This is a genomic window from Bradyrhizobium sp. CIR48, from assembly GCF_014198315.1.
In the GTDB taxonomy this organism is placed as follows: domain Bacteria; phylum Pseudomonadota; class Alphaproteobacteria; order Rhizobiales; family Xanthobacteraceae; genus Bradyrhizobium.
Window position 1 is genome coordinate 241039 of record NZ_JACIHG010000006.1, and the last position, 24895, is coordinate 265933.

Sequence of the window (24895 nt, forward strand, 5' to 3'; positions counted from 1 at the left end):
CCATGCAAGATAGTGCTGGTGGGGAGAAGCCTATTGGAAACACGTCTGACGGCCTCGGTGCTCATCGTCGGCGGGGGACCCTGCGGGCTGATGCTGGCCAACGAGCTCGGCCGGCGCGGCGTGTCCGCGATCCTGGTCGACGAGAAGCCGGGCACCGCATTCAATCCGCAAGCCAACGCAACGCAGGCGCGCTCGATGGAGCATTATCGGCGGCTGGGTTTTGCCGACGAGATCAGGCGCGAGGGCCTGCCCGCGGACTACCCGACCGACGTTGCGTATTTCACCCGCTATACCGGTTACGAGCTGGCGCGTTTTGCATTGCCGTCATCGTCCCGCGCGGGCGAGCTGATCAAGGGCATGTCGGGTTCCTGGAGCGCAGCGGAGCTGCCGCATCGCGTCTCGCAAAAATATGTCGAGGCGGTGCTGCGCCGCCATGCCGAGCGGCTTCCCGGTATCCAGCTCAACTATGGCCACCGGCTCGTCGGTTACACCGAAAACAGTGACGGCATCGTCGGCGAGATCGAATGTCTCGATGATGGCAGGCGCTTTCAGGTCCGGGCCGACTTCCTCGTCGGGGCGGACGGGCCGCGCTCGCAAGTCCGGCAATCGCTCGGCATCGTCTACGGCGGCGAGACCGGGACGCAGCGCGATTTCATGGGCGGCCGCATGCTGGCGGTGTATCTCCGCTCGCCGGAGTTCTACGCCAGCATCCCGCACGCCAAGGCGTGGATGTACAATTGCTTCAATGGTGACCGCCGGGCCTTCATGGCATCGGTGAACGGACGCGACGAATTCGCGTTTCACACCCAGCTGCGGCCGGGTGAAGACGCGAGTGCGATCACGATCAATGATGCCAAGGCCGCGTTCCAGCGCGCCTGCTGCGCTCCCATCGAATGCGAGGTGCTGTCCTTCGTGACCTGGACCGCAGGTCACGCGCTGGTCGCGAACGGCATGCAGCGGGGCAGGGTTCTCCTCGGCGGCGACGCGGCGCATCTGTTCACGCCGACCGGCGGGCTCGGCTACAACACTGCGATCGAGGACGCGGTCAACCTCGGCTGGAAGCTGGCAAGCGTCGTCAAGGGAGTAAGCCCGGTATCGCTGCTCGACAGCTACGAGGTCGAGCGGCGTCCGGTGGCGCTCCGCAACACCGACTATGCCCGGCGCTTCGCGGACTCCCTTGGTCTCTTCGCGCCCGCGCCTGACATCGAGGACGCCACGGACGAAGGCAACGAAGCGCGGCGTACGGCAGGCGTCTATCTCGAGCAGCACGCTCGTGCCGAATTCAACATCCCCGGTGTTACCTTCGGTGGGCGTTACGACGGTTCTCCAATCATCGTCTCCGACGGCAGCCGGCCGCCGCCTGATGCTGCGAACGTCTACATTCCCAGCGCCTGTCCTGGCGGACGCGCACCGCATGCGTGGCTGGAGGACGGCGTGTCCTTGTACGATTTGTTCGGATTCGAATGGACGTTGCTCCAGTTCGGCGAGGTCGCGCCGGCGCCCGCTGCGGTCGCCGACGCCGTCCGCGTGCTCGGGGCGGATGTGAAGCTCGTCACGCTGCCGGGATCCTTGCGCGAACTCTATGACGCCGACCTTGCTTTGATACGTCCCGATCAGATCGTGGCCTGGCGTGGCAGCGCGTCACAGGTCGGAACGATCGGGTGTGTCCTCGCCCGCGCGCTTGGGCACGGCGCAAGCGACGGCGCGCCGGCGGCTTCAGCCGGCGGTGTATGAACTGGTGCGCGGAGACTGAACGGCGGACGGAAGTTTGCTCGCGAAGGCGCGGGTCTTGGGTTGGACGCGCGATCCGTCGATCACCTCGAGACGGCCGCAGCGGTTCAGGGTGTGCAGCTTTCTGCCCGGCCACACCGGTCCGGGCTTGAGGGAATGGCGGACGATCTGCTTGAAGGCCGTCGGCGACAGCTCGATTACTTCCGCCAGCGCGAGCGCCGCACCGTATCCGTCGGCACAGTTCTGGACCGGGCGCCACAATTGGTTATTGATGGTCACGAAATTCCCCGCCGGCCGCGTGCTTGCACGGTCGATCAGGACCGGATTGCTGGCGTGCGGCAACCAGGGTCCCAGCAGGTGCTCGGCGTAATAGATCGCCAGCGAGTCCGAATAACCGCCGGTTCCATCGCGCCAGGCGCCGAACAGATAATACAGGCCGTTGTGCCGCGTGATCGTGACGTCGGCGAGCTCGAGGCCTGACAGGAGCGTCGCGTGTCGCTCCCATTTGTCCGGGAAGCGAACGCTTTTGTAGAGGGCAACGTCGCCGTGGATCGAGCTCTCCGGGATCATCCACAAATCGCCGCCGTCTTCGATCAGGAAGGGATAGGAGAGGTGCCAGGGCTCCTCGAGCACGGGCACGACCTCGCCGGTCGGCCCATTGTCACCGAACTCGATCGCCGAAATGATGCCCTTTCCAACCCGGTGATCGAGGTCTTCGAAGAAGACGAATGTTCGGCCATGCCACGTGACGGGAATGGGATCGGCGTAGAAGTGATTGCCGGGATCGGGAAGAATGTTCCAGCCTGGTCCAGACAGGTCGCCCGTCTGCCAGACGCCTGCGCCGTCGTTGAAACGCCACCCGATATGCCAATGCGGGGCGTAGCAGCAGAGGCGATAGATCTCCTTGGCGATCGACACGGCAAGGCCGCGCGCGACATAGCCGGCGGGGCCCCGGCGCGGGCCATCTCCGGCGGGACGCGCCAGTTGCGGCACAATCCGCGGCCGTCCCGACAGGATCGCCGACACCATAGTCAGCGTTCGCGCCATGACGGTTTCGAGTGCGCCGCTGAGGCCTGCGGCAATTTCGCCGGAAGGATGACCGCGATCGACGACCGAGCCGTCGATCTCGTTGACGATGTCGATCACCGGCAGGTCGCCGGCCAGGATGGCGGCGAGCGCGGCGTTTTCGCCTGCTACTCCATTGAACAGCGGACGGAGATACAGCCGGGCCGAGCCGTTCGGATCGCGCGCGCCGCCGGTGAAATCGACGATCACGTCGGCCGTCCCGGTGGGCGCCTGCGTCCGTTCCGCAACAATGTTCAGCCTGTTGGCGCCGCTGTGTTTGCCCTTGTGCAACACCAGGTGTTCGAGCTCGAACAGGGCGTCGAGACCTGTGGGGCGCGGCTCTGCAGTCGCCGTCCACGCGATTTGAACCGGAACGTCCCGGCCGTCGATCGACAGTGTCTGGCGATCCATCCACCGCCGCGCGTAGTCGCGTTCACAGCGAAACTCGATGATCATGTCGAGCCCATCTATTCCAACGTATCAGGTCAAGTGACCTGGCCGAGAATTCGAACGTATTCCTCCACCATGGCATCTACCGAATAGCGCAGCCGCAGGCCTTTGGCGTTTTGTCGCAGTTGGTCGCTCAAATGTTGGTCCGTCAACAGCCCGGAGACGGCTGCAGAGAGCTTCGCGTGATCGGAGGCGTCGACGAAGAGCGCAGTCGGCTTTCCTTCGTAGGACAACACTTCGCGCAAGACGGGAAGATCGGTGACGACGGAGGGAACACCGGCGTTCGCAGCTTCGACCGCGGCCAGACCGAAGGTCTCGGCCTGTGTCGGGAATACGAACACGTCGAGGCAGGCGAGAAACTCCGCCATCCGGCTGGGCGGGATTTCCCCCAGCAAATGCAGCCTGTCTGACACCTTCAATTCACTCGCGAGCAGCTTCAGCCGGGCCTCGTCGGCTCCCTGGCCGGCAAGCGCGAGGTGCCAGGACGGTTGATCCGGCAGCAGACGTATCGCCAGGTCGAGACGCTTGTGCGGATGCAGCCTCGCTGCGCAGCCGAGCAATATACGATCCGGCGGCAGGCTGAATTTTTGTCGTGCGGCTTCCTTCGACAGGATCAGGGCCTTGTCATCGAAGCCGTGCGGGACATGCACCATGCGCGACCGGTAGGCCGCGGGGTAGCGCGAATATTCGCGCTCCATGTCTTGCGAATTGAGCGTGATGCGATCGAAGAAGCCGAGGCTGCCCATGGCGATGTCGGCGGTGCGGACCGGCCAGCTCATCGACAATGCGGATGACACCTGATTGGCGATGACAGGTGCGCGGCTGACGAGGCGCGTCACGCCGCCGCCGATGACGTTGCCGAAATGCTGGAAGGTCAGGACGGCGTCGGGCCTGATGGTGCTGATATGGCGGCCGAGCGCCCACAGCATCCGCAGCAGTGCCACCGGATTGCCGGGTCGGCTCGGCGCGCAATAGAGCGTATCGGGCGGCTCGTCGAAGGAATCCGATTTGCGGAAGAAAAATAGATTGGTGACGCGGTAGCCACGCGCGGTCAGCCCGGCGCCGAGAAGCCTGGAGATCTCCTGCGCACCGGCGTTCTCGGCCTGGGTCTGCGCGAGAAGCACGTGCAGCTTTCGTCCGCCGCCGTTCGACCGCGCGGGTGCCGTCGCGGTCGTCTCGCCCAATTCCTTGTTCGGCTGATAGTGGAGCACCGATCCCGACCCGCTAAAGAAACGAAATCTTCACCTTCTTAACTCCGTACCTATCATGCGGGCATCGCGCGGACACCGACTAGCAACAAACGGAGTTAATGCCAGGCCTGGCCGCCGACATCGCTCCCGCAGGCATTTCACGGGTTCCAGGATGCTGCGCAGCGAGCGCGTTAACCAATCGATCCCGAGCGCTACCAGCGCGTGATCGCGAACTGCCGGGGGAGGGCGTGATTGAGGCCTAGTCGCTGGAGTCGGCGCCGCGCACTGCATAATTGCCGCGCTTCAAGGCGGAGAAGCGCAGCAGCACGAGGATCGAAGGATCCACCCCTGTTCGGCGGCGGCAGAGGACGTTCAGGGCAATGGTCGCGAACGCCAGCGATACGGTCGCCGAAATCGCGGCGCCAAGCACACCGAGCCAGGGAATGAGGATGAGAAATCCCACGAGCCGCAGCGCGACATTGGCGGCAACGACGGGGACGTAGATTCGTTCATGGCCGGTCAGTTGCAGGATCGCAGCAGACGGGCCGCCTGCGGCCTGGATGGCCGTCCCGATTGCGAGCACGATCAAGACCGAGTGCTGCGCGGTGAAATGAGGTCCGAACAGGTTGAGGAGATAGGGGCCGCCGATCCAGATCGTTGCCAGCCCGGCGATCACGCATAGCGCGGTCACCTCCGCCATCAGCTGCAAGGTTCGCTCGAACTCCCGGTGGTTCTTGCTGAAATACAGCGAGGGAAGCCGGCGGGCTCCGAACGTGTATAGCGCTGCCGACAGCATGGCGAAGATGTTGGCAAGGCGCGATGCGGCAAAGTAGATACCGGCAGTCACCGGATCCAGCATCCAGTACACCAGAATGACGTCGAAATACTGGTTTGCAGCTTCAAGGATGGATGCAAGCCAGAAGTGCAGGGCGCTCGAGCGCCAGCGGGACGTTTCGGAGCGCGCCGGCGTACCGCGCAAATCCGGCAGCACGCGCGCGATCGAAACGATCTGCGCAACCAGGCCCACCGATATGGCAAGTGTCATCACCGCCATCAACTCGGCGGGATCGAGTTGCCGATGACCGAGCAGCACGGCGAGCAGAAACAGGACGACGATGACTCGCCAGAAGAACTCGCGATTTCCTTCGCCTGTGAGAATGCTGACCAGGGAGCGTGCGATCTGGCTGCCAAGCATCACTCCGGCAGTCGCGGCCGTATAGGCCGACACCGCAAGTATGAGCAGCCACCCGTCGCCTCTCATGTCCGCCGCGATGGCGATCCCGATGATCACAATCAGCATTGCGACCGAGGTAATCTTGAAGCTCGACAGGAGAACACCTTTGGTGAGGTCCGGCCTGTCGCCGACCTGATACTCGTTCAGGAACCGCACCAGCAACGATTCCTGGCCGACCAGTCCCACGACGGCGGCGATCTGGGCAACCGAAAGCCAGGTTGCAAAGATACCGAAACCGTCGGGCGACATCGTTCGCGCCGCCAGCGAAAACAACGCAAACGCGAGCGCGCCGCTACCAACCTTGAGCAGGATGGTACCGACGACACCGCGCGTGACATCGCGCCGCATGAGCTGGAGGATGGATTTAATCATGGAAGTTTAAGGAGCTGCTCTCCCCTGAAAAACATGTTCCGATATCGGTGACAACCTAGCATGCCGAAAAACAGCGAGTGTTAATGCGGGCGTCCAGGATCTCGCCCGCGACTCGATACCGCGATGATGCCGGTTGCTCCACTGTGGAACATCGCCGTCCCCGTTGTCCCAAATAGAGCAGCGCCGAGCTCAGGCCGACTGACGGCATAGTGCCGCATCGGCGGCCGATAAAGGCGAGATCAGGCGCTTGAATGCGGAATGGCTCGCCGGGATCGGCCGCAGAACTGCCGGAAGCCGGAATTTACCGAGAATCCCGAGCAAGAGGCGTGCCGGTTATCGTCTGGGTAGCCCGGCTCTCTGCTTCATTAACCTCGATACCGAGAAATGATCGCGTTTGGTCCTGCGATGCGACATCAGGCCGGAGAATTGCACGTGCGGCTTTGGTTGACCGTGGGAGCCTGGATCATGACGGCGGATAGAACTGTGACCGAGCCGATCGACACTGCTGGCACTTCGACGATCGTTGCGGATATCGCGATCGTCGGCGGCGGCCTCGCAGGATCGCTTGCGGCGGCCGTGCTGGCGCGGGCAGGGCATCGCATCGCCCTGATCGACAAGCGGGCAGTCCATCCGGATGAGTTCCGGGTCGAAAAGATCGGTGGCCATCAATTGGCGATGCTCCGCAAGCTGGGCTTCCTCGATGCGCTCGAAAATGTCGCTTGTCGATATGATCAGGTGCTCAATATCCGGGAAGGCAAGGTGGTCGATGTCAGCGTCGGCCAGGCCTACGGATTTCCCTATGCCGATCTCGTCGCCATGGCGCGCAGCCGGATCCCCGATCCATCCGATCTGATCGTCGACGAGGTCACCGCGATCAGCTGCAGCGACGACGTCCAGCATCTCGAGCTGGCCTCCGGACGGCGCGTGACTGCGCGCCTCGTCGTTCTGGCCACGGGCATGGCGGCGGCTCTCGGTTACAAACTCGGTATCAAGCGGCAGATTCTGGCCGAACGCCATTCGGTTTCGTTCGGCTTCACGATCGCCCGCCGCGATGGCGCGCCGTTCGATTTCGAGGCGCTGACCTGCTATGGCGAGCGCACCGCCGACGGCATCGACTATCTCAGCCTGTTTCCGGTACGCGCCGGCATGCGGGCCAATCTTTTCATGTTCCGCGACCCGACCGATCCGATCATGCGCGAGCTGCGTCGTGAGCCGGAAGCGACAGTTCTGCGTCTGCTGCCGGGATTGCGGCCCTATCTCGGCGATTTCCGCGTCACTGACCGTGTCCAGAACTGGGTGATGGATCTGACCGTGGTCGAGGGACATCTCCAGCCCGGCATCGTGCTCATCGGCGATGCGTTCCAGACCAATTGTCCCGCCGCCGGCACGGGCGTCGCGCGCCTGCTGGTGGACGTCGATCGTCTGTGCACTGAATATGCTCCGAAGTGGCTCGCGACCCCAGGCATGGGCCTGGACAAGATCCCGCAGTTCTATTCCGACCGCGACAAGATCGCGGCGGACCAGCAGTCCCTGAAGATGGCGCGCTTCCGCCAGGCCCTGACATCCCGCAACGATATCGGCTGGGATGTCCGGCGCCGGCTGCACTTCCTGCGACGCAGCCTGGCGCACCGCGTCGATCAAATGCATCCCGGCTGGCTCGGGCGAGTTCGCGGGGCGTTGCGCGCCTGAGCTCCGTAGCCCTTCGCCTGCCGTTTTTCAGCGCGTGGGCGTTGGAGTGCGGGCGGGCAGGAGCCGCAAATCCGACAGCCGCTTGGCCGCCAGTTTGAGCCAGGGAGCCTGCTTCAGCGCGAACAGGGCGACGGCACCTGCGGTGCTGCCGGCTTTCGTGATCGCCCACATCGGCGAGGGCTGTCCGCCGAACAGTTTCTTGTATGGCTCGTCACCAATGGTGAAATCGAGCATCTGATCGCCGCGCTCGATACAATCCCGCGCGACCTGCTCGAACATCAGCGCGCCGAGCGACTGGCTCTTGTACCCGGCAATGTCGAAGGCGCTCATGATGATGAGGAAACTGCCCTGATGGCAGAGGCCGAGCACGGCGGCGATCACTTCGCCATCCATCTTCATGGCATAGAGACGCACAAAGGAGCCGAGACCACGAAGGGCCACGTCGGAATAGAAGCCGAAATATTCGGGACGCTGGAGCAGATCTCCGTCGCCTTGCGCCTGAAAGCGCGGTCCGCGAAACTTCCTCATCACATCCAGCGCTTCGAGCACGGAGGCGCTGTCGTTGCAGCATGAGAAGCTCAGCGCGCCCTTCTTCTGGAGCTGACGATATTTCTTTGCAAGCTCCTTCTGATAGGAGCGATCGATCGCACTGGCCCGCCATTGCTCGAACGGCGCGACGAGCACCGTCGCGTAGGCATTGGTGTCCATCGATACGCGGCGGGATGTAGCCAGGAGGTTCTCGATCGGAAGCCGCCCGTCGGGCAGCTTGGTCATCCGGAGCAGATCGAAAGGACGAACGAGGCGCCGGATCTCCGCGCATGCTTCGGCGTCGTCGAGCAGTTGTGAAAACAATTTCGGGCTGCAAACCGGCGCCAGATAATCGGAGACACGGAGGTCGGCGAACTCGACGGTTCGGATCGGACCGCGCCGGATCCGGAGCAAGGGCAGCACCATCGCAAGGGCGCCCGTCGCGCGGTGGCGGACCACGACGACCAGAGGTGTCGCACCCGCATCCGACGCGAGCCTGGTGTAGAGGCTGTGCAGCCAGATCGGATGCTGGAACGCAGTGGCAGCCGAGCGATCAAACAGCTCGGCATATTCCGGAGACAGAAAGTCGAACGCCTGCTCGATGACGATGTCGAACGTGTTGCTAAGCTTGTTCATGCGCAATCAGGGAAACCGGATAATTCGCGAAGTCGATCGAGCCGTGGCTACGCCTTATAGCAGGCCGTTACGGGCAAGACACCGGCGGCGTGCGATTTGCATTAACGCGCTCAACCACGTTCGTATCGTTACCAAATTCTTAAATTCCAGAGCCGTTTGGGCTTGGTCTCAGGATGAGATTGTGCAGAGGCGGCCTGATGCCAGACAAGGCTCCGGGCAGCTGAAGTTCACCCGCCCCAACGAAACCTCGTCGTTGACGCCGGTGGTGGTCGTGAATGTGCGCTTGCGCCAAGCGCGGCAGCGATCGTCCTGCACGGATTTCCAAGGTCCCTCATTCGTGTATGATGACCAGCTCAGTTCGGAATATGCGGAAGATGTCCCCCCTTTCACGGCGAGAGCTGTTCGATATGGCGGCGCGGATCACGGCGCTGGCCGCATGGCCCGGCTGTGCCGCCGCCGACGATTATCCCTCCCGTCCCATCAAGCTGGTCATTCCCTATACGGCTGGCGCCGCTGGTGATCAGATCGGACGTCCCTGGGCGGACAGGATGGGCTCGCTGCTGGGGCCGATCTATGTCGAGAATATCGGCGGCGCCGGTGGTGCGATTGGATCCGCCGCGGTGGCGCAGAGCGCTCCCGATGGCTATTCGATTTTGCTCGGTAATGGCAGCACGCAGGTGATGATTCCGTTATCGTCGCCGCAACCCGCCTACGACACGGTTCGTGATTTCCGCGCCATCTATCGCCTGATTACCAGCACGCTCGCATTCGCGGTTCATCCCTCCTTGACGGTGAAAGATCTGCAGGAATTGATAGCCTTTGCGAAGGCTCACCCGGGCAAGCTCTCCTACGGCACGCCAGGCGTCGGCACCGGCAATCATCTCGTCGGGGAAATGTTCAGGCTGCAATCCGGCCTCGCAGCGGACGTCGTCCACATCCCCTATCGGGGCATGAGCCCCGCTACCAACGACCTGGTCAGCGGCCAGATCTCTGCCGTCATTGCCGTGGTATCGAGTCAGATCCTGCAGTTGCACCTTGCGGGCAAGCTGCGGCTGATCGCCGTGACGAGCGAACAGCGGTTGAGCAGCGCGCCGGAGATTCCGACGGTGGCTGAATCCGGCATGCCGGGCCTCAAATACGCCGGCTGGTTTGGCTTGTTCGCTCCAAGAGCGACCCCGGATACGATCGTGGAGCGGATCGCAGCGGCGACCCGCACGGCGATGGCCGATCCTCACTTGCAGGAAAGCTATCGCTCACAAGGTCTGGAGCCGGACATCGATTCGGGTCCAGACAAATTTCAGCGCCTGGTCGAGGACGAACTGGTCCGCCTGGCTCCCATCGTCAGGTCGACCGGGCTCAAGCGCGATTGAGATCGCGCCAGGCCTGCGTGTGAAGCCGGAACGAATGCCGACGGAAGCCGTCGCTGAGCGAGAGCTCTTCGGGATGTTCTGCCGGTGGTGGTCAGTGCCATCAGGTCTGCCCGCTGAATCAAACTGCCAGCCTTACCGCGCTCGTTCGATATGAGCCCGGATCGCCTGTCGCTCGGCATCGATCCAGCCATGCTGGCGCGCCTTGGCTACCATCTCCGCATAGCGCCGATCCCAGCTTGCGTCATCAGGGCGGCCCGCCAGCGTCGGGACCAGATCGATCGAGACGAGCGCATCACGATCGTCGAGAAGCGTGATCCCTTTCCAGCCCTGCGTTTCGGAATTCGCGTCGGCATGCAGCGCCAGCTTGAAGTTGCGGAAGTCGAACGGCTCGGTGAGCCGGACAATTCCGCCGTCGAAGCATTCGATGATCACGATGCCGCTCCCCGTGTTCTGGCCCTTGGGCGACGATGCCGATTTGGCACCGCCCGAGCCGCCTATGCCTGAGGCAAGGCCCGCAGCGCGCCCTGAAAATTGACGAGAGGGTCGCCGTCCCCGCCGCGCGTCGCCACGATCCTGCCGATGAAGAGACCATGCGTGCCGACCATCTGGTGATGATGCAGCACGCATTCCAGGACGCCGATCGCCGGTTCGAGCAGCGGCACGTCGAGGACGCCTTGTGCCCATGGCGCCGTCGCGAAGCGGTCAATGCCCTTGGCGCCGCCGGCGAAACGCAGCGCCAGATCTTCCTGTCCGCTGCCGAGGAGGCTGATGCCAAAGCAGCCATTGGCGAGGATGGCGGCATGCGTTTCGGAGCTCGCATTGACGCCGACGAGCAGACAGGGCGGCTCCATGCACAGCGAGGTGACGGAGCTGACCGTCAGCCCGCGCCGTGCGGTCCCTGTTCCCGTCGCCACGATCGCCACGCCGCTCGCTAGGTTGCGCATGGCCAGGCGAAATTCGGCAGCTTCGACTGAGCGGACATCGGTCATTTGAGTGATCTGGCATCCCATGACGTACCTCCGGGCTCGCCCTGGCGCCGCGCTATGCCGAAACCGTATCGCCCGCGATCGTGCCGCGCCCCGCAGGGGCGGATTTCAGCTCTTTCCGGATCGCGGGGATGATCCTGCTGCCCCACAATTCGATCTGGCGCAGCATCGTGCGCTGATCGAAATCGCCGAGCTGGGTCTGAAGCGCGATATGGGTCGGCTTGAGAATGCTGATCTCTTCCAGCATACGGTCGATCACCTGGTTGACGCTGCCGACGGGCAGGTTGCTGCGCATCGTTTCCAGGCTCATATCGTTCGGGCCGGCCTCTTCCTTGATCAGATAGCCGTCGTCGCTCTGGGCGCGTCGGAATTTCAGGCTTTCGGAGAGCCGGCGCTGGAAGCGCCCATTGTCCAGATAGGACTGGATCTCACTGTCATTGTCGCTGGCATAGGCGCAGCGCAGGAAGCCGAAATGCGTGTCGTCGATGGAACGGCCTTCGTTAGCCGCGATCCCCTCGAGACGTTCGCGCAGCGCCTTGATGGCGTCGAGGCCGTTGAGCAGCGCGGTGACGAACAGATTGTGGTTGTCACGGATGGCGCGGCCGAGAGTCTCGCCATGGCCGGACGTGACCCAGATCGGCGGCATCGGTTTCTGCACCGTGCGCACGGCGATCGCGGTCGGCGGCATCTTCAGGTGCTCGCCGTCATAGGAGAAGATGCGTTCGCGCATGCCGGCCTCGAGCACGTCGTAGAATTCGGCGAACAGCGCGTGCGAATGGTCGAGATCGACTCCGAAGCGATCAAACTCGAATTTCTGGTAGCCCGAGCCGATGCCGAGATCGAGGCGGCCGTTCGAGACGGTGTCGGCAAAGCCGATCTCGCCGAGCAGTCGTGCCGGATTGTACAGTGGCAGCACGCAGACCGCAGTGCCGAGGCGGATGCGCCTGGTCAGGCCGGCGCAATGCGCGACCATCATCAGCGGCGAGGGGCAGAGGCTGTAATTGTTGAAATGATGCTCGGCGTACCACGCTGTGTCGAAACCGGCGTGCTCGGCGGTAACCGTCTGCTCGACAGCGTTGTTGATGACCAGCTGCGAGCTTTGATGATAGCCGCGCTGCTGCGCCAGAATGAATACGCCGAATTCCATCGATTGCGTCCTCCACCGGATTGCTTCTCGGCCGCGCTTGCGGCCGCTCGTCGCTTTTGCGACGCGTTCTCAGCAAGCTAGGGGCTTGAGCTTTTTCGAACAATTGACGTAATCTGAGCATGTCCTTTGCAAAATCTGAAAAGATCGAATGAATCGCCTTCAGGCCATGGAATTGTTCGTCAGCGCCGTCCGTGAGGGCAGCTTTTCCGCGGCCGGGCGCCGCGTCGGACTTTCGCCGGCGTCGGTGTCGCGCTACGTGGGCGAGCTCGAGGCGCAGCTCGGCGTGCAGCTGTTGAACCGCAGCACGCGCCATCTCGGATTGACCGATGCCGGCAAGATCTTCTTCCAGCGCACCGAGCAGGTGCTGCACGGCATCGAAGATGCCGAAGCCGCGGCGCTTGCGCTTCAGACTGCACCGCGTGGAACCCTGCGGGTGCACTCGCGGACGCTGTTCGGCATCAAGGTGCTTTCGCCCCTGATACCGGGCTTTCAGAAGCTCTATCCGGAGCTGAAGGTGGAGCTGCGCCTGTCCGAGCGGCGTCCCCAGCTTCGCGAAGATGAATTCGACGTCGACTTCCAGATCCAGGCGGCGAAGGACGCGGGCCTCATGCAGCGAAGGCTGCTGAGGAGCGAGCGGATTCTCGTGGCTTCACCGCACTATGTCGGCCGCATGCCGAAATTGCGCGAACCGGAGGACATCACCCGCCACAATTGCCTGACCTACTGGATGGGTCCTGACGACGTGGTCTGGAAGTTCATGCGCAAGAACCGGCTGCGCGAGATCGTCGTGCCTTCGTCCCTCAGTAGCAACAACGGCGTGGTGCTGTGCGATCACGCCGTTTCCGGGCACGGCATTGCCCTGCTGGACGACTACACCGTGGCGGAGGAGTTGAAGAGCGGGCGTCTGATCCGCCTGCTGCCGGGCTTCCGGGTGACGAACTCCACCTTCGATGAAGGCATCTACGCGACGTTTCTCCAGAGCAGCTATCTGCCGGAGAAGATCAGGGTGTTCGTGGACTACATGGCGGAGAACGTACTGAAGCAGGTCAAGCGATCGCAGTAATCGAGGTCGCGCTTAGCCCGAAGCAAATCTGTGCGCCGGCAGCCCGCGCACGCCGAGGCCTTCGACCGCGAACAGGCCGCCGGCATCCGGGTGATCGTCGGCGAGCGCGTGGCTGCGCGAGATCGATGTCACGTAGAGGACGTCGAGATCGGGTCCGCCGAAGGTGAGGCTGGTCGGGTGACGGATCGGCATGTCGATCGTCCGCACCATCGTCCCGTCAGGTGCAAACCGCGCGATCTTGCCGATGCGCACGAGGACGGACCAAAGATAGCCTTCCGAGTCGATCGTTCCACCGTCGCAACCCGACTGCTGCGCCTCCGTCTTGACGAAGACGCGCTTGTTCGCGAGGGGACCCTCCGCCCTGTAGTCATAGGCCCAGATCATCCGTCTTGCGCTGTCGGCGAGATAGAATGTCCGGCCGTCCGGGCTGAAGCACGGTCCGTTGCTCACGGCAAGGTCGGTCTCCAGCAGCTCCACCGCGCCTGTTGCGTCCAGCCGGTAGAGACCGCCCAGCGGCGTCTCATCCTGGGCGCGGTCACTGTGCATCGTGCCTGCCAGGAAGCGACCATGGGGATCGGCCTTTCCGTCATTCAGCCGCAGCTTCGGGTGGTCGAGCCCGATCGACGGTCCCTCGATCAGCGTGCGCTTGTCGAAATCGTAACTGGCAAATCCGTGGCGCATGGCCAGCACCGCGCCGCCATCCTCTCGCAGGGCCATCGAACCGATCGGCGCAGGCACGCTGAACGCGTCCGCCATCCCGGTGGCGAGGTCGCGCATGCGGATCAATCCGGCCAGCGCGTCGATCCAGAAGAAGCGCTTCCGCCGCTCATCCCATACGGGGCTCTCGCCGAGTTGGTCCTTTGTCGCGCCGAGGCGCATAATCCGGATTGCGCTCATGGTTCCTCTCGAGGGGGTCGCCGGGCTTGACCGATCGGTCTGTGAAAAACTAGTTTCATTCCAGGGTTCTCTGGTTGGCGCCGGGCCGCCGAATGGATTGCAGGCTTCATGACTGAACTGTCAACGATGAAGGACGGCGTTGCGAACCAGGCCGAGGCCTCCGACCGCGTGCTGCAGATTCTTGCCGAAGCCGGGCGGCTGTTCGCCAGCAAGGGATTCGAGGGAACGTCGATGCGCGATATCGCGCTCGCCTGCGGCATCTCCAAGTCGCTGCTCTACCACCATTTCGCCAACAAGGACGAGATCTACGCGCGCGTGGCGGTCGGCTCGACGCTCGAGCTCTATCTGTTCGTGCGCGATCGCATTCCCGACGGGGCGCCCTCGCAGAAGATCCGCGCGTTCATGGTCGCCACGGCCGAATACTTCCGGCGCTATCGTTGGGCCTGGATCGCCTCCACGACCGCCTTCTGGAACGATCCCGATCGCCACAGGCACAAGGAGCGGCTGACGCGCCGCGACCGTTTCGAGAATTTTCTCCGCGGCCTGATCCAGGAAGCCATCGATGCCGGCGAAATCCGCAAGGTCGACGTTCCCATGACCGGGCGGCTGATCCTGTCCTCGCTCAATTGGATGCATCGCTGGTACAACCCCAACAAGTCCGCGACCCCCGAGCAGATCGCGGAGATCTTCTTCGACATGATCTTCAATGGGCTACGAAGCGGCGAGCTGGTCGAGCTTCCCGGAGCGGTGCCACCCAAGGAGCCGCTCAAGACAGGCCGGCGCAAATCGCGCTGAGCGGCGGCTGGCGGCCGGGCCTCATTCCAACACGATGTTTTGCGCCTTGATCACCGGTCCCCAGAGCGCGGCATCCTTGGTCAGCTGCGCGTCGAGCCGGTCCGGTGCGCCGGTATCGACCATCAAGCCGTCGGTCTCGAGCTGTTTTGCGATCTCGGGCTTCTGCATCGCGGCGTTGGCCGCCGCGTTCAGCCGCGCGATCGCATCGCGCGGCGTGCCCGCAGGCGCGTGCAGCGCGGTCCAGAACGATGCCGTCAGGTCGGAATAGCCGGATTCGGCCAGGGTGGGGATCTCCGGGAAGCTGGCCATGCGCTTGTCCGAGGAGACCGCGAGGATGCGAAGCTGACCGCTGCGCGCGTGCTCGATGACTGCGGCGGGCGTTGCGAAATTGAGGTCGCATTCTCCCGACAGCGTTTCCATGATGGAGGCCGGATTGTTGCGATAGGCGACGTCGGTGACGGCAAATCCCATCGACTTGCTCATCATGATTCCGAACAGATGCGTGACGCTGCCCGGACCGAGGGTGGCGTAGAACAGCGGCTTGTCGCGCCCTTTGGCATAGGCGACGAAGCCCTTCACGTCGGCGACGGGCGTCCGCGCGTTGACGGTCAGCGACAGCGGGCCGTTGCAGAGCATGGCGACGGAGGCGAAGTCCGCGAGCTTGTAGGGCAGGTTCTTGCGCAGCAGGACGTTCAGCGAAATCGGGCCGGTGCCGCCGGCCAAGAGAACCGATCCGTCCTTCGGCGCGCGCGCCACATATTGCGATCCGACGATGCCGTTGGCTCCGGGCTTGTTGTCGACCAGAACCGGTTGGTCCAGGTTTTCCGCCATCGCCTTCGCGATCGAGCGCATCAGGCTGTCGATGGAGCCGCCGGGCGCATAAGGCACAATGATGAAAACCGTCTGAGAGGAGCGCGCTCTCACGATGCCAGGTGCGGCAAGCGGAGCGGCGAGGGCGCCGGCGATCAGAGTTGCCGCCTGGCGTCGGCTGATCCTGGGCATGCGAGTCCTCCTCAAGGTCGTTCTTTGATTGCATGTGAATCTATCGGCTGACCGATCGGTCGGTCAATAGGACATCGGCAGGATATTGCCAGCTGCGACGTTCGGTGCTATCACCGCGAAAAGCTGACCGATCGGTCAGGCGATAACAAGCAAGACAAACCAGGCAAGCAGAAGCCCAGGAGGAAGCCATGTCAGGAGATATCGTCACCCTCGAAGTGTCCGACCACATCGCGCTGGTGACGCTGAATAGGCCTCCCGTGAATGCGCTCGATCGCGCGATGCGCGACCGCATCGTCGCGGTGTTCGACGAGATTTCCGAGCGCAGCGACGTCAGGGTCGCAATCCTGACCGGAGCCGGAAAGGTGTTCTGCAGCGGCGCGGATCTGAAGGATCGTCCGGATCCGACCAAGATCGGTGCGTTCCACAGCCACAACCGGATCACGCGCGAGACCGGCAATTGCATCCGCGAATGCTCAAAGCCCGTCATTGCGGCCATCAACGGCGTTGCGCTAGGGGCCGGCGTTGGCCTGATGGCCTCCTGCGACATCTTCTACGCCAGCGAAGAGGCCGTGTTCGGCATGCCCGAGATCAATGTGGGGCTCGCCGGCGGTGCGGCCATGCTGAACACCTTGTTCGGCCGCTCCCTGATGCGCCGCATGTTCTTCACCGGCTATCGCGTGCCGGCCGCCGAGCTTTACCGCCTCGGCATCATCGAGGCCTGCACGACCAAGGAAAACCTGATTCCCGAAGTGATGAAGCTCGCCCGGGAGATCGCGTCCAAGAGCCCGATCGCGATGGAATACGCCAAGAACGCGGCGAACATGGTCGAGCTGATGCCGCCGCGCGACGCTTATCGCTTCGAGCAGAACATCACCATGGCGCTGTCGAAGACGGAAGACGCCAAGGAAGCGCGGATGGCGTTCCTGGAGAAGCGCGCGCCGGTGTTCAAGGGGCGCTGAGATGCGGCCGGGCGAAGGTCTCGACGCGCTGATGTCGCCGCGTTCGATCGCGATCATTGGCGCCTCGCAAGAGGCGACAAAGATCGGTGGCCGGCCGGTCGATCTGTTGCGTCGCCACGGCTACGCAGGCCGCATCTATCCGGTCAACCCGAAGGCCGCGATGGTGCAGGGCCTGAAGGCCTATGCTTCCGTTGCCGAGGTGCCGGAGGCGCCGGATCTCGCCATCATCGCGGTTGACGCGGAGCGCGCGGGCGAGGCCGTGGAGCAGTGCGCCGCGCGTGGCGTCCGCAGCGTCGTCGTGTTCTCGTCCGGCTTTGCCGAGCTCGGCCAGCAGGGCCGCGCGATGCAGGAGCGGCTGCGCGTCGCCGCGCGCAATGGCGGCATGCGCCTGCTGGGGCCGAACTGCCTCGGCGCGGTCAGCATCGCCGAGAAGAGCATCGCGACGTTTTCGATCGTGCTCGAGCACAGCATGCCGGTTGCCGGCTCGCTCGGAATCGTGTCGCAGAGCGGCAATCTCGGCAGCTACACCATGCAGCTCGCCAGCGAGCGCGGTGTCGGCGTCAGCCGCTTCATCACGACGGGCAACGAGTGCGACATCGACATCGCCGACGGCATCGCCTGGATGGCGCGTGATCCCGCCACCAAGGTCATCCTGTGCTGCCTCGAAGCCTGCCGTGACGCCGGCCGCCTGATCTCGGCGCTGGAAGAGGCGCGTGATGCCGGCAAGCCGGTCATCGGGATGAAGATCGGGACGTCGGCGGCTGGGCAGGCTGCCGCGGCGTCGCACACCGGAGCAATGGCCGGATCGGACGCCGTATTCGACGCACTGTTTGCCCGTTGCGGCGCGGTGCGCGTCCGCAGCATCGACGAGCTGATCGATCTCGGCCACGCCGCATCGATCCTGCTGCCGGACCGGCTGCCGAAGGGGCCGGGCATCGCGATCCTCACGGCGTCGGGCGGCTTCGGCGTGCTGCTCGCGGATGCGGCACAAGCGGTCGGGCTGACCCTGCCGGAACTCCGACAAGAGACGCAGCGGCAGATTATTGAGCTGGTGCCGTTCGCATCGGCCCGCAACCCGGTCGACGCCACGGCGCAGATGTCGAGCCGTCCGGATCTTCTGGAGAAGATCATGTCCGCCGTCGTGGCGGACGAGAGCGCTGATGCGGTGATCCTGCCGCTGCCGTTCTCGCTGCACCTGCCGCGCCTGCGATCCATCTATATGGACACGCTGCGCAACATCCGCACGCAATTTCCGCACCGTCCCGTCATCCTGTGCGTCGACGGTCCGGAGGATGCGCTGACCAAGCTGCACGCACTGGGCTTTCCGACGGTGGAAAGTTTCGACGGCTGCTGCGCAACCATCGCCGCGCTGGTGCGATTGCAGGCGGTGTCGAAGCGTCCGCAGGACGCGCCCGCGGCCGTCGCGCTGGCGGGGCCGCTCCCGACCGATGCCTTCCGCCACGAGCTCGGAGCCAAGCGCGCGCTGGCTGAGGCCGGCGTTCCTGTCCTTGCCGAGCGTCTCGTGCAGGATGTCGATGCGGCGGCGCGTGCCGCCACCGAGATCGGCTATCCCGTGGTGCTCAAGATTGCCTCGCCCGATCTGCCGCACAAGACCGAGGCCGGTGGTGTGGTCTTAGGCCTGGGCTCGGAAGCCGAGGTCCGGCGGGCCTTTGCCCAGATGCGCGATCGCGTCGCCACTAGCGCGCCGCATGCAACGATTGATGGTGTGATCGTGGCGCCAATGGCCAAGGGCGTCGCCGAGCTCATCCTGGGCAGCCGCATCGATCCCGTCTTCGGACCGGTGGTGATGGTCGGCCTCGGCGGGATCTTCGCGGAAATCCTGCAGGACTCCGCCGTAGAGATGGCGCCGGTCAGCGAGACGCAGGCCATGGCGATGCTGAAATCGCTCAAGGCGTTCGCGGTGCTCGACGGCGCGCGCGGCCGGCCGCGGGCCGACCTCGCAGCTGCGGCCTCGGCCGTTGCCGCGTTGTCGCGTTTTGCCGCCGCGCATGTCGATGAGATCGCCGAGATCGACGTCAACCCGCTGCTGCTACGGGCGGAGGGCGAGGGGGCCGTGGCGCTCGATGCGCTGCTGATCCCGCACGGAGAGCGGCCGGTCCCACACTGAATCTAAACGAAGAGAACCGGCAGAAGCCGGTCCAGAGGAAGCGCGTCAAAGCAGGAGGAAACGGTGAAGAGATCGACGATCACTGCGCTCGGCATGATTGCCTTGCTGCTCACGAATGCGCCGCTGTCCGCACAGGGCATCTCCGGCGACGTCGTCAAGATCGGCATCATGAACGACCAGAACGGCCCCTATGCGGACAATTGCGGCCTCGGCTCGGTCGCCGCGGCGAAGCTCGCGGTTGGCGACTTTGGCGGAACGCTCAATGGCAAGAAGATCGAGCTCGTGATCGCTGACGACCAGAACAAGCCCGATATCGGCGTCGCCATCGCGCTGCGCTGGGTCGACAATGAAGGTGTCGACGCCATTGTCGGCTGCTCGGCGTCGTCGATCGCGCTGGCCGTGCAGGATATCATGAAGAACCGCAAGAAGCCTTATCTTCTGGCCGGCACCGCGGGCTCGTTCTTCACCAACGACAAATGCTCGCCGATGACCACGCAGTGGGTGGTTGATACCTATGCCCAGCCGAAGGCCACCGTGAAAGCCCTGCTCGCGCAAGGGATCGACAGCTGGTTTTTCCTGACGGTGGATTATGCCTTCGGCAAGGCCTGGCAGGCGGATGCAACCAAGTTCATCGAAGCGGGCGGCGGCAAGGTGGTGGGCTCGGTGCTGCATCCGCTCAACTCGTCGGATCTCTCCTCGTTCCTGCTGACGGCACAGGCCAGCGGCGCCAAGGCGATTGCGCTCGCCAATTCGGGCGCGGATTTCGCCAATGCGATCAAGCAGGCGCAGGAGTTCGGGCTGACCAAATCGCAACTGCTTGTTCCGCTCGGCCTCATGATCAGCCAGACGCATGGAATTGGTCTCAAGGATCTTCAGAACGTGCGGCTGACGACGCCGTTCTACTGGGACATGACGCCGGAGAGCCGGGCCTTTGCCAAGCGCTATGCCGAGGCGACGAATGGTCAGCTTCTTAACGAGGGCAAAGCCGCCACCTACAGCGCCATCACGCATTATCTGAAGGCGGTCGCCGCGGCCAGTTCCGACGACGGTGACGCCGTGATGCGGCAGATGAAGAACACGCCGATCAACGACTTCGAAATGAAGAATGTCAGCATCAGGGCTGACGGCCAGGTCATGCGTCCGCTCTATGTCGCGCGCATCAAGGCTCCGGCGGAATCCAAATACACCTACGACTATTACGACATCACGGGCACGATCGCGCCCGAGGATGCGTGGCGGCCGGCATCGGAAAGCGCCTGCGACCTTCTCAAGTCGCAGTGAAGGACTGGCAGCCGGGCGGGACATGTCGGCAGATATGGCGAAAGCAGGAAGCGTGCGATGAGTGTGGTTGAAGCGGTATCGATGCAAGCCGTCGCGGCGGAGAACCTGACGGGTGAAGCCTATCGCGGCGCGATGCGCCGCTGGCTGCAAGGCAATCTGCCCGCCAGTTTCCGCAGCGACAGCGCCGCATTCGCATCGCCCACACTTCAGCAGTCCATTGCTTGGGAGGCGGCGATGTACCGCGCCGGGCTGACGGGTATCACCTGGCCGCAGGCCTATGGCGGGCACGGCCGCTCCTTGCGTGAGCACCTGGTCGCCAATCAGGAGATCGGTGCGCTCGCGATGCCCGAAAGCGTCAACTCGATCGGCAAGGAGCTTGCCGGTCCCATCATTCTCGCAGTTGGGACCGAAGAGCAGAAGCAGCGTTTCTTGCCCGCGATCCTCGACATGCGCAACATCTGGTGTCAGGGTTTTTCCGAGCCCGAAGCCGGCTCCGACCTGGCGGGGCTCCGCACCCGCGCCACCCGGGACGGTGACGCCTGGCGCATCACCGGCCAGAAAATCTGGACCAGCGGCGCATACCGGGCTCAACGCTGTCTCGTGCTCGCCCGCACCGGACCGCTGGAGGACCGCCATCGCGGCCTTGCGATGTTCGCGGTGCCGCTCGATGCGAAGGGCGTGCGGGTGCGGACCATCAAGTCGATCGATGGCCGCGAGAGCTTCTGCGAGGTCTTCTTCGACGAGGTCGAGGTGGCCCAGACCGATGCGATCGGCGCGCCCGATGAGGGCTGGGCCGCGGCGATCCGCGTGCTGGAGATCGAGCGCGCCACCAACCGCATGTATCGCGCCTGGCGCTTCGAGAACGAGCTGCGCCATCTGATTTCGGCCTGCAAGGCGGACGCCGCGCTGTCGCAGATGGTCGACGATCATCACTACGCCGTCAGGCTCGGCGAGGTCGCGGTCGAGATCGAGGTGCTGAAAGCACATGTCGAGACCGCCGTCGAGGCGCTCGTCAATGGTGACAAGATCGGCGCGCGGGGCAGCCTTGCGAAGCTCTATTGGAGCGAATCGCATCAGCGCTTTGCCGCGCTCGCCCTGGAGCTGCTCCAGCAGGCCATGTTGCCGCAGCTCGCGGCGATCAAGGTGGCGCGGCGGCGGTTCGAGGCGATCTATCTGCAGGCCCGCGCCGAAACGATCTATGCCGGCACGACCGAGATACAGCTCGGTATCATCGCCGATCGGATCCTCCAGCTCTCGCGAGGCAAGTGATGATCGTGGCCGGTGAAGGACTTCAGCCCGCCGAATTCGCCGCAACCGCGACGCGTGCGGTCGTCGCCTGTGCGGGGCAGGAGATGCGGGCGCAGGCGCGCAATCTCGCCGGTGACGGGCTGCTCGGCGTCATCGCGGACGAAGAGGTCGGGGGACTTGCCCTGCCGCTCGGCTTCGCGGTGCCGGTGATCGCGGCCGCCCATTCCGGACTGCTCGGCTTTCCGCTGCTCGAGACGCTCTTTGCCGGCCGCCTGCTCCAACAGTCGCTGCCGCATCTCGCCACCGCGATCATCTCGGGCGAGACGTTGGTGTCCATCGCGTGGCAGGGCGAGGCTGTCGCCGAGCGGGAAGGGGAAGCTGTCGTGCTGAGCGGCTGGGTTGCGCGAGCCCCCTGCGCGGACAAGGTCGACTATCTGTTGGCCCGGATCGGCGAAGGTGCTGCGGCCTTGGTCAGAATCGATGCCGAAGGCGTTGTGGTGGAAGACGCGGCAGGTCTCGATCTGACTGTGCCGGAACACGCGGTGCGTCTCCAGAGGGTCCGCATCCCCATCGATTCGATCCTGCCGGCGAACACGTGGGATATGCTCAGCTCAGACGCCAAAGTACTGCGTGCCGCGGCCATCCTGGGATCTGCCGAGGCCTGCCTGTCGCTGGCGCAGGAGCATGCGTCGACGCGCCGGCAGTTCGGTCACGCTCTGTCCTACAATCAAGCCATTCGTCATGCGCTGGCGCGACAGAAGCTGGGACTGGAGAGCATTCGTCATGCGATCACGCGAAGCCTGTCCGAGGGGAGTGGTTCCGTTCAGCGCGATGCGGCGTTCCTGGCCGCGGCAACCTATGGCAGCTCGATCAGCGAAGGCGCGCTGCAGATCCATGGCGGTATGGGCTTCACCTGGGACATTCCGGTGCATCGTCATTTGCGCCGGATCCGCACGCTGCAAGCGCAGGGCGATGCCAGCGGCCTGATCAGCGCATTTGGCCGCCGTTACGTATCGGAAATTGCTCCGTTCACTGAGGCAGGAGCATGAAGGAGATGACCATGACCGAGACCAGGGATCAGACGCTCGCGGGCCGCGTTGCACTCGTCACCGGTGCCGGAAACGGCATCGGCCGTGCGACTGCGCTCAAATTGGCCTCACGCGGCGCGATTGTCGGCGTCAATGATCTGAAGCCGGAATTCGTGAACGGCACGGTCGATGCGATCAAGGCCTCCGGCGGCGAGGCGTTGGCCGTTACGCAGGACGTGTCCAGTCGCGACGGCATGCGGCAGGCGGTGCTTGGAGTGGCGGAGCGGCAGGGACGGTTCGACATCCTCGTCAACAACGCAGCCTGGGTCCGTTATCAATCGGTCGCCGACATCGCGCCGGAGACCGTCGAGCGCATGCTCAATATCGGCTTCAAGTCGGTGATGTGGGGTATCCAGGCGGCCGCGGAAGTCATGGATGCCGAACGTGGCGGCGCGATCGTCAACGTCGCTTCGGTGGCCGGTCTGCTTTCGGCCAAGAACAGCATCGTCTACAGCGGCATCAAGGCCGGCGTCATGGGCATCACACGCGCAGCCGCGGCGGAGCTCGGGGAGCGCAACATCCGTGTCAACGCAGTGGCGCCCTCGGCGATTCCGACCGAGGGAACCATGCGCAACCGCAACGCCGAGCTCGATGCGCGCCGGATCGCACGAACTCCGCTGGGGCGGCTCGGCACGGTCGACGACATCGCCAAGGCGATCTGTTTCCTCGCCGGCGACGACAGCGGATTCATCTCGGCACAGGTGCTCACCGTCGACGGCGGGATCACCCTCACCAACATTGCCTGACGGTGCGATCGCCATGTCCAGTCTGACGCCGGAACAGCAGGTGCTGAAAGAGGCCTATATCAAGGCGCGCGGCTATTGGCGGCCCTGGACGGAAGGCCTGCTGCGCCTCGATCCCGAATTTCTTCAGACCTACGGCAAGTATGCGGGCTACGCCGCGGAGAAGGGGCCGCTGTCGCCCAAGATGCGGGAGCTGATCTATGTCGCGCTCGATGGCTCAGCGACGCATCTGTTCCGCTCAGGGCTCGCACTGCACCTCCGCCTCGCGCTTCAGGAGGGGGCGTCGGCGCGGGAGATCGTCGATGTATTCCGTCTCGCAACGGCCCAGGGGCTCGACGGCTGCAACGTCGGCGTCGCCATTCTCGCGGAAGAACTGGCAAGCGCGGGCCTGGAGGTCGATCAAGGCGAGCTCTCGGACGAGCAGAGGGTGCTGCGGGATGCCTATGTCGCGCGGTTCGGCGATTGGCCTGACTTCTGCGAGCAGTGGCTGCGACACGATCCCGGCTATTTTGCCCTCTTGTTCGATCTCCTCGCGGGCGGAGCGGCCGGGGAGGGCCTCGACCAACGGTCGCAATGTCTGATCTCGATCGCATTGAACGCCTGCTTCACGGCGCTCAACCCGCAAGGGCTGCGTGTGCAGATCAAACGGGCCCTGCGGCTCGGCATCGGCCAGCGAGAGATGCTTCAGGTTCTCCAGATGACCGCGCATCTAGGCGTTCATGCCTGCGCCATCGGCATGCCGGTTCTGATGGAAGCCCTCGATGAGCGTTCGTCGATGGCCGGCACAAGCGGGGAAGGGCCGGGCGAGGGAGAGCGAGCATGAAGGGATTGGCGATCCGCAATCACAGGGCCTTCGCGTCCGGCGCCCTGTTCCTCGCCTTTGCAATCTTCTTCTTCGTGGCGGCGCTCGGCTACCCCGCGGGCACGGTCGCGCGAATGGGGCCGGGCTATTTCCCGCGCCTGCTCGCGATCGTGCTCGCTGCCATCGGCCTCGTCGTGATTCTCAGTGCCATGAAGCCCGCCGCGGAACGGCAGCTGCTGCGCAAATGGGATTTCAAGGGGCTCGCCTGGGTGACCGGGTCCGTGGTCCTGTTCGCAGCCTTGCTGTTTCCGCTCGGTCTGGTCGGCGCATTGTTCGTGCTGATCATGGTGTCGAGCCGGGCCAGCTCCGAGTTCACCTGGACAGGCGCGCTGGCGAATGCGGCGGTGCTCATTGCGCTGTGTCTTGCCGTCTTCGTCTACGGTCTCGGGTTGCAGCTGCCCGTCTGGCCGTCCCTTCTCAACTGAACGGGC

Annotated in this window: 22 protein-coding genes; 13 read left to right on the plus strand and 9 right to left on the minus strand. The window is 64.1% G+C overall.

Annotated elements, in window-relative coordinates:
* Positions 1 to 33: 33 nt before the first annotated feature.
* Complete coding sequence (locus GGD66_RS20230) at positions 34 to 1734, plus strand: FAD-dependent oxidoreductase (protein ID WP_183258781.1); 1701 nt, start codon at positions 34 to 36, stop codon at positions 1732 to 1734.
* Here the strand turns inward: GGD66_RS20230 and GGD66_RS20235 are convergent.
* The 3 genes from GGD66_RS20235 to GGD66_RS20245 all read right to left on the minus strand — a co-directional run bounded on the left by GGD66_RS20235 (position 1717) and on the right by GGD66_RS20245 (position 6042).
* On the minus strand, positions 1717 to 3252 hold the full coding sequence (locus GGD66_RS20235; protein WP_183258782.1) for a hypothetical protein: 1536 nt from the start codon (positions 3250 to 3252) through the stop codon (positions 1717 to 1719). The two genes, GGD66_RS20230 and GGD66_RS20235, sit on opposite strands and share 18 nt — an antisense overlap.
* A gap of 29 nt (positions 3253 to 3281) precedes the next feature.
* Entirely contained in the window at positions 3282 to 4457 is a 1176-nt protein-coding gene (locus tag GGD66_RS20240) for a glycosyltransferase family 4 protein (RefSeq protein ID WP_183258783.1), read from the minus strand.
* A 238-nt stretch (positions 4458 to 4695) separates the two neighbouring features.
* Positions 4696 to 6042, minus strand: coding sequence for a lipopolysaccharide biosynthesis protein (locus GGD66_RS20245; protein ID WP_183258784.1), 1347 nt, complete (start codon positions 6040 to 6042; stop codon positions 4696 to 4698).
* A 465-nt stretch (positions 6043 to 6507) separates the two neighbouring features.
* On the opposite strand from GGD66_RS20245, the gene GGD66_RS20250 reads away from it, so the two are divergent.
* Complete coding sequence (locus GGD66_RS20250; RefSeq protein ID WP_183236050.1) at positions 6508 to 7731, plus strand: NAD(P)/FAD-dependent oxidoreductase; 1224 nt, start codon at positions 6508 to 6510, stop codon at positions 7729 to 7731.
* Between the two features lie 27 nt (positions 7732 to 7758).
* Here the strand turns inward: GGD66_RS20250 and GGD66_RS20255 are convergent, their stop codons facing one another.
* Positions 7759 to 8895, minus strand: coding sequence for a GNAT family N-acetyltransferase (locus GGD66_RS20255; RefSeq protein WP_092256063.1), 1137 nt, complete (start codon positions 8893 to 8895; stop codon positions 7759 to 7761).
* Positions 8896 to 9269: 374 nt separating this feature from the next.
* Between GGD66_RS20255 and GGD66_RS20260 the strand changes: the two genes are divergently transcribed.
* Positions 9270 to 10265 carry a tripartite tricarboxylate transporter substrate binding protein gene (locus tag GGD66_RS20260; RefSeq protein WP_183258785.1) on the plus strand — a complete coding sequence of 332 codons (996 nt, stop codon included), beginning with the start codon at positions 9270 to 9272 and terminating at the stop codon, positions 10263 to 10265.
* A gap of 132 nt (positions 10266 to 10397) precedes the next feature.
* On the opposite strand, the gene GGD66_RS20265 is transcribed toward GGD66_RS20260, so the two are convergent.
* The 3 genes from GGD66_RS20265 to GGD66_RS20275 all read right to left on the minus strand — a co-directional run bounded on the left by GGD66_RS20265 (position 10398) and on the right by GGD66_RS20275 (position 12398).
* A complete protein-coding gene (locus GGD66_RS20265) occupies positions 10398 to 10697 on the minus strand; it encodes a hypothetical protein (RefSeq protein WP_018316021.1) in 300 nt (99 codons plus the stop codon).
* A 62-nt stretch (positions 10698 to 10759) separates the two neighbouring features.
* A complete protein-coding gene (locus tag GGD66_RS20270) occupies positions 10760 to 11254 on the minus strand; it encodes a flavin reductase family protein (RefSeq protein WP_177237087.1) in 495 nt (164 codons plus the stop codon).
* A gap of 52 nt (positions 11255 to 11306) precedes the next feature.
* Positions 11307 to 12398, minus strand: a complete 1092-nt coding sequence (locus GGD66_RS20275) for an LLM class flavin-dependent oxidoreductase (protein ID WP_183258786.1) — start codon at positions 12396 to 12398, stop codon at positions 11307 to 11309.
* A gap of 148 nt (positions 12399 to 12546) precedes the next feature.
* Between GGD66_RS20275 and GGD66_RS20280 the strand changes: the two genes are divergently transcribed.
* The gene (locus GGD66_RS20280; protein ID WP_183258787.1) at positions 12547 to 13461 is read left to right on the plus strand and encodes a LysR family transcriptional regulator; all 915 of its coding nucleotides are present in this window, start codon (positions 12547 to 12549) and stop codon (positions 13459 to 13461) included.
* A gap of 12 nt (positions 13462 to 13473) precedes the next feature.
* Here the strand turns inward: GGD66_RS20280 and GGD66_RS20285 are convergent, their stop codons facing one another.
* Positions 13474 to 14358 carry an SMP-30/gluconolactonase/LRE family protein gene (locus GGD66_RS20285; RefSeq protein ID WP_183258788.1) on the minus strand — a complete coding sequence of 295 codons (885 nt, stop codon included), beginning with the start codon at positions 14356 to 14358 and terminating at the stop codon, positions 13474 to 13476.
* A 108-nt stretch (positions 14359 to 14466) separates the two neighbouring features.
* Between GGD66_RS20285 and GGD66_RS20290 the strand changes: the two genes are divergently transcribed.
* Positions 14467 to 15153: a TetR/AcrR family transcriptional regulator gene (locus GGD66_RS20290; protein WP_026201583.1), complete on the plus strand. Its 687-nt coding sequence runs from the start codon at positions 14467 to 14469 to the stop codon at positions 15151 to 15153.
* Positions 15154 to 15174: 21 nt separating this feature from the next.
* Here GGD66_RS20290 and GGD66_RS20295 read toward each other — a convergent pair whose 3' ends face one another.
* The gene (locus GGD66_RS20295; protein ID WP_183258789.1) at positions 15175 to 16155 is read right to left on the minus strand and encodes a tripartite tricarboxylate transporter substrate binding protein; all 981 of its coding nucleotides are present in this window, start codon (positions 16153 to 16155) and stop codon (positions 15175 to 15177) included.
* A 188-nt stretch (positions 16156 to 16343) separates the two neighbouring features.
* Here GGD66_RS20295 and GGD66_RS20300 point away from each other — a divergent pair, with 188 nt between their 5' ends.
* The 8 genes from GGD66_RS20300 to GGD66_RS20335 all read left to right on the plus strand — a co-directional run bounded on the left by GGD66_RS20300 (position 16344) and on the right by GGD66_RS20335 (position 24889).
* Complete coding sequence (locus GGD66_RS20300; RefSeq protein WP_092256041.1) at positions 16344 to 17114, plus strand: enoyl-CoA hydratase/isomerase family protein; 771 nt, start codon at positions 16344 to 16346, stop codon at positions 17112 to 17114.
* 1 nt (position 17115) lies between these two features.
* Positions 17116 to 19242: an acetate--CoA ligase family protein gene (locus GGD66_RS20305; RefSeq protein ID WP_183258790.1), complete on the plus strand. Its 2127-nt coding sequence runs from the start codon at positions 17116 to 17118 to the stop codon at positions 19240 to 19242.
* A gap of 63 nt (positions 19243 to 19305) precedes the next feature.
* Positions 19306 to 20523 carry an ABC transporter substrate-binding protein gene (locus tag GGD66_RS20310; protein WP_312014151.1) on the plus strand — a complete coding sequence of 406 codons (1218 nt, stop codon included), beginning with the start codon at positions 19306 to 19308 and terminating at the stop codon, positions 20521 to 20523.
* A gap of 57 nt (positions 20524 to 20580) precedes the next feature.
* Positions 20581 to 21792 (plus strand): acyl-CoA dehydrogenase, encoded by a 1212-nt coding sequence (locus tag GGD66_RS20315; RefSeq protein WP_183258791.1) that lies wholly within the window; start codon positions 20581 to 20583, stop codon positions 21790 to 21792.
* Complete coding sequence (locus tag GGD66_RS20320; protein ID WP_183258920.1) at positions 21792 to 22820, plus strand: acyl-CoA dehydrogenase family protein; 1029 nt, start codon at positions 21792 to 21794, stop codon at positions 22818 to 22820. Before GGD66_RS20315 ends, GGD66_RS20320 begins: the two co-directional genes overlap by 1 nt.
* 11 nt (positions 22821 to 22831) lie before the next feature.
* Positions 22832 to 23605: an SDR family NAD(P)-dependent oxidoreductase gene (locus tag GGD66_RS20325; RefSeq protein ID WP_026201585.1), complete on the plus strand. Its 774-nt coding sequence runs from the start codon at positions 22832 to 22834 to the stop codon at positions 23603 to 23605.
* Positions 23606 to 23618: 13 nt separating this feature from the next.
* Complete coding sequence (locus GGD66_RS20330; protein ID WP_183258792.1) at positions 23619 to 24425, plus strand: carboxymuconolactone decarboxylase family protein; 807 nt, start codon at positions 23619 to 23621, stop codon at positions 24423 to 24425.
* The gene (locus tag GGD66_RS20335; protein ID WP_092256024.1) at positions 24422 to 24889 is read left to right on the plus strand and encodes a tripartite tricarboxylate transporter TctB family protein; all 468 of its coding nucleotides are present in this window, start codon (positions 24422 to 24424) and stop codon (positions 24887 to 24889) included. Before GGD66_RS20330 ends, GGD66_RS20335 begins: the two co-directional genes overlap by 4 nt.
* The last annotated feature ends 6 nt before the right edge of the window (positions 24890 to 24895 follow it).

Excerpts from the sequence above, each read along its gene's own strand:
- GGD66_RS20235 (WP_183258782.1), bottom strand. The coding sequence starts at position 3,252 with ATGATCATCGAGTTTCGCTGTGAACGCGACTACGCGCGGCGGTGGATG.
- GGD66_RS20245 (WP_183258784.1), bottom strand. The coding sequence starts at position 6,042 with ATGATTAAATCCATCCTCCAGCTCATGCGGCGCGATGTCACGCGCGGT.
- GGD66_RS20250 (WP_183236050.1), top strand. The coding sequence starts at position 6,508 with ATGACGGCGGATAGAACTGTGACCGAGCCGATCGACACTGCTGGCACT.
- GGD66_RS20255 (WP_092256063.1), bottom strand. The coding sequence starts at position 8,895 with ATGAACAAGCTTAGCAACACGTTCGACATCGTCATCGAGCAGGCGTTC.
- GGD66_RS20260 (WP_183258785.1), top strand. The coding sequence starts at position 9,270 with ATGTCCCCCCTTTCACGGCGAGAGCTGTTCGATATGGCGGCGCGGATC.
- GGD66_RS20270 (WP_177237087.1), bottom strand. The coding sequence starts at position 11,254 with ATGACCGATGTCCGCTCAGTCGAAGCTGCCGAATTTCGCCTGGCCATG.
- GGD66_RS20275 (WP_183258786.1), bottom strand. The coding sequence starts at position 12,398 with ATGGAATTCGGCGTATTCATTCTGGCGCAGCAGCGCGGCTATCATCAA.
- GGD66_RS20280 (WP_183258787.1), top strand. The coding sequence starts at position 12,547 with ATGAATCGCCTTCAGGCCATGGAATTGTTCGTCAGCGCCGTCCGTGAG.
- GGD66_RS20285 (WP_183258788.1), bottom strand. The coding sequence starts at position 14,358 with ATGAGCGCAATCCGGATTATGCGCCTCGGCGCGACAAAGGACCAACTC.
- GGD66_RS20290 (WP_026201583.1), top strand. The coding sequence starts at position 14,467 with ATGACTGAACTGTCAACGATGAAGGACGGCGTTGCGAACCAGGCCGAG.
- GGD66_RS20295 (WP_183258789.1), bottom strand. The coding sequence starts at position 16,155 with ATGCCCAGGATCAGCCGACGCCAGGCGGCAACTCTGATCGCCGGCGCC.
- GGD66_RS20300 (WP_092256041.1), top strand. The coding sequence starts at position 16,344 with ATGTCAGGAGATATCGTCACCCTCGAAGTGTCCGACCACATCGCGCTG.
- GGD66_RS20305 (WP_183258790.1), top strand. The coding sequence starts at position 17,116 with ATGCGGCCGGGCGAAGGTCTCGACGCGCTGATGTCGCCGCGTTCGATC.
- GGD66_RS20315 (WP_183258791.1), top strand. The coding sequence starts at position 20,581 with ATGAGTGTGGTTGAAGCGGTATCGATGCAAGCCGTCGCGGCGGAGAAC.
- GGD66_RS20320 (WP_183258920.1), top strand. The coding sequence starts at position 21,792 with ATGATCGTGGCCGGTGAAGGACTTCAGCCCGCCGAATTCGCCGCAACC.
- GGD66_RS20325 (WP_026201585.1), top strand. The coding sequence starts at position 22,832 with ATGACCGAGACCAGGGATCAGACGCTCGCGGGCCGCGTTGCACTCGTC.
- GGD66_RS20330 (WP_183258792.1), top strand. The coding sequence starts at position 23,619 with ATGTCCAGTCTGACGCCGGAACAGCAGGTGCTGAAAGAGGCCTATATC.
- GGD66_RS20335 (WP_092256024.1), top strand. The coding sequence starts at position 24,422 with ATGAAGGGATTGGCGATCCGCAATCACAGGGCCTTCGCGTCCGGCGCC.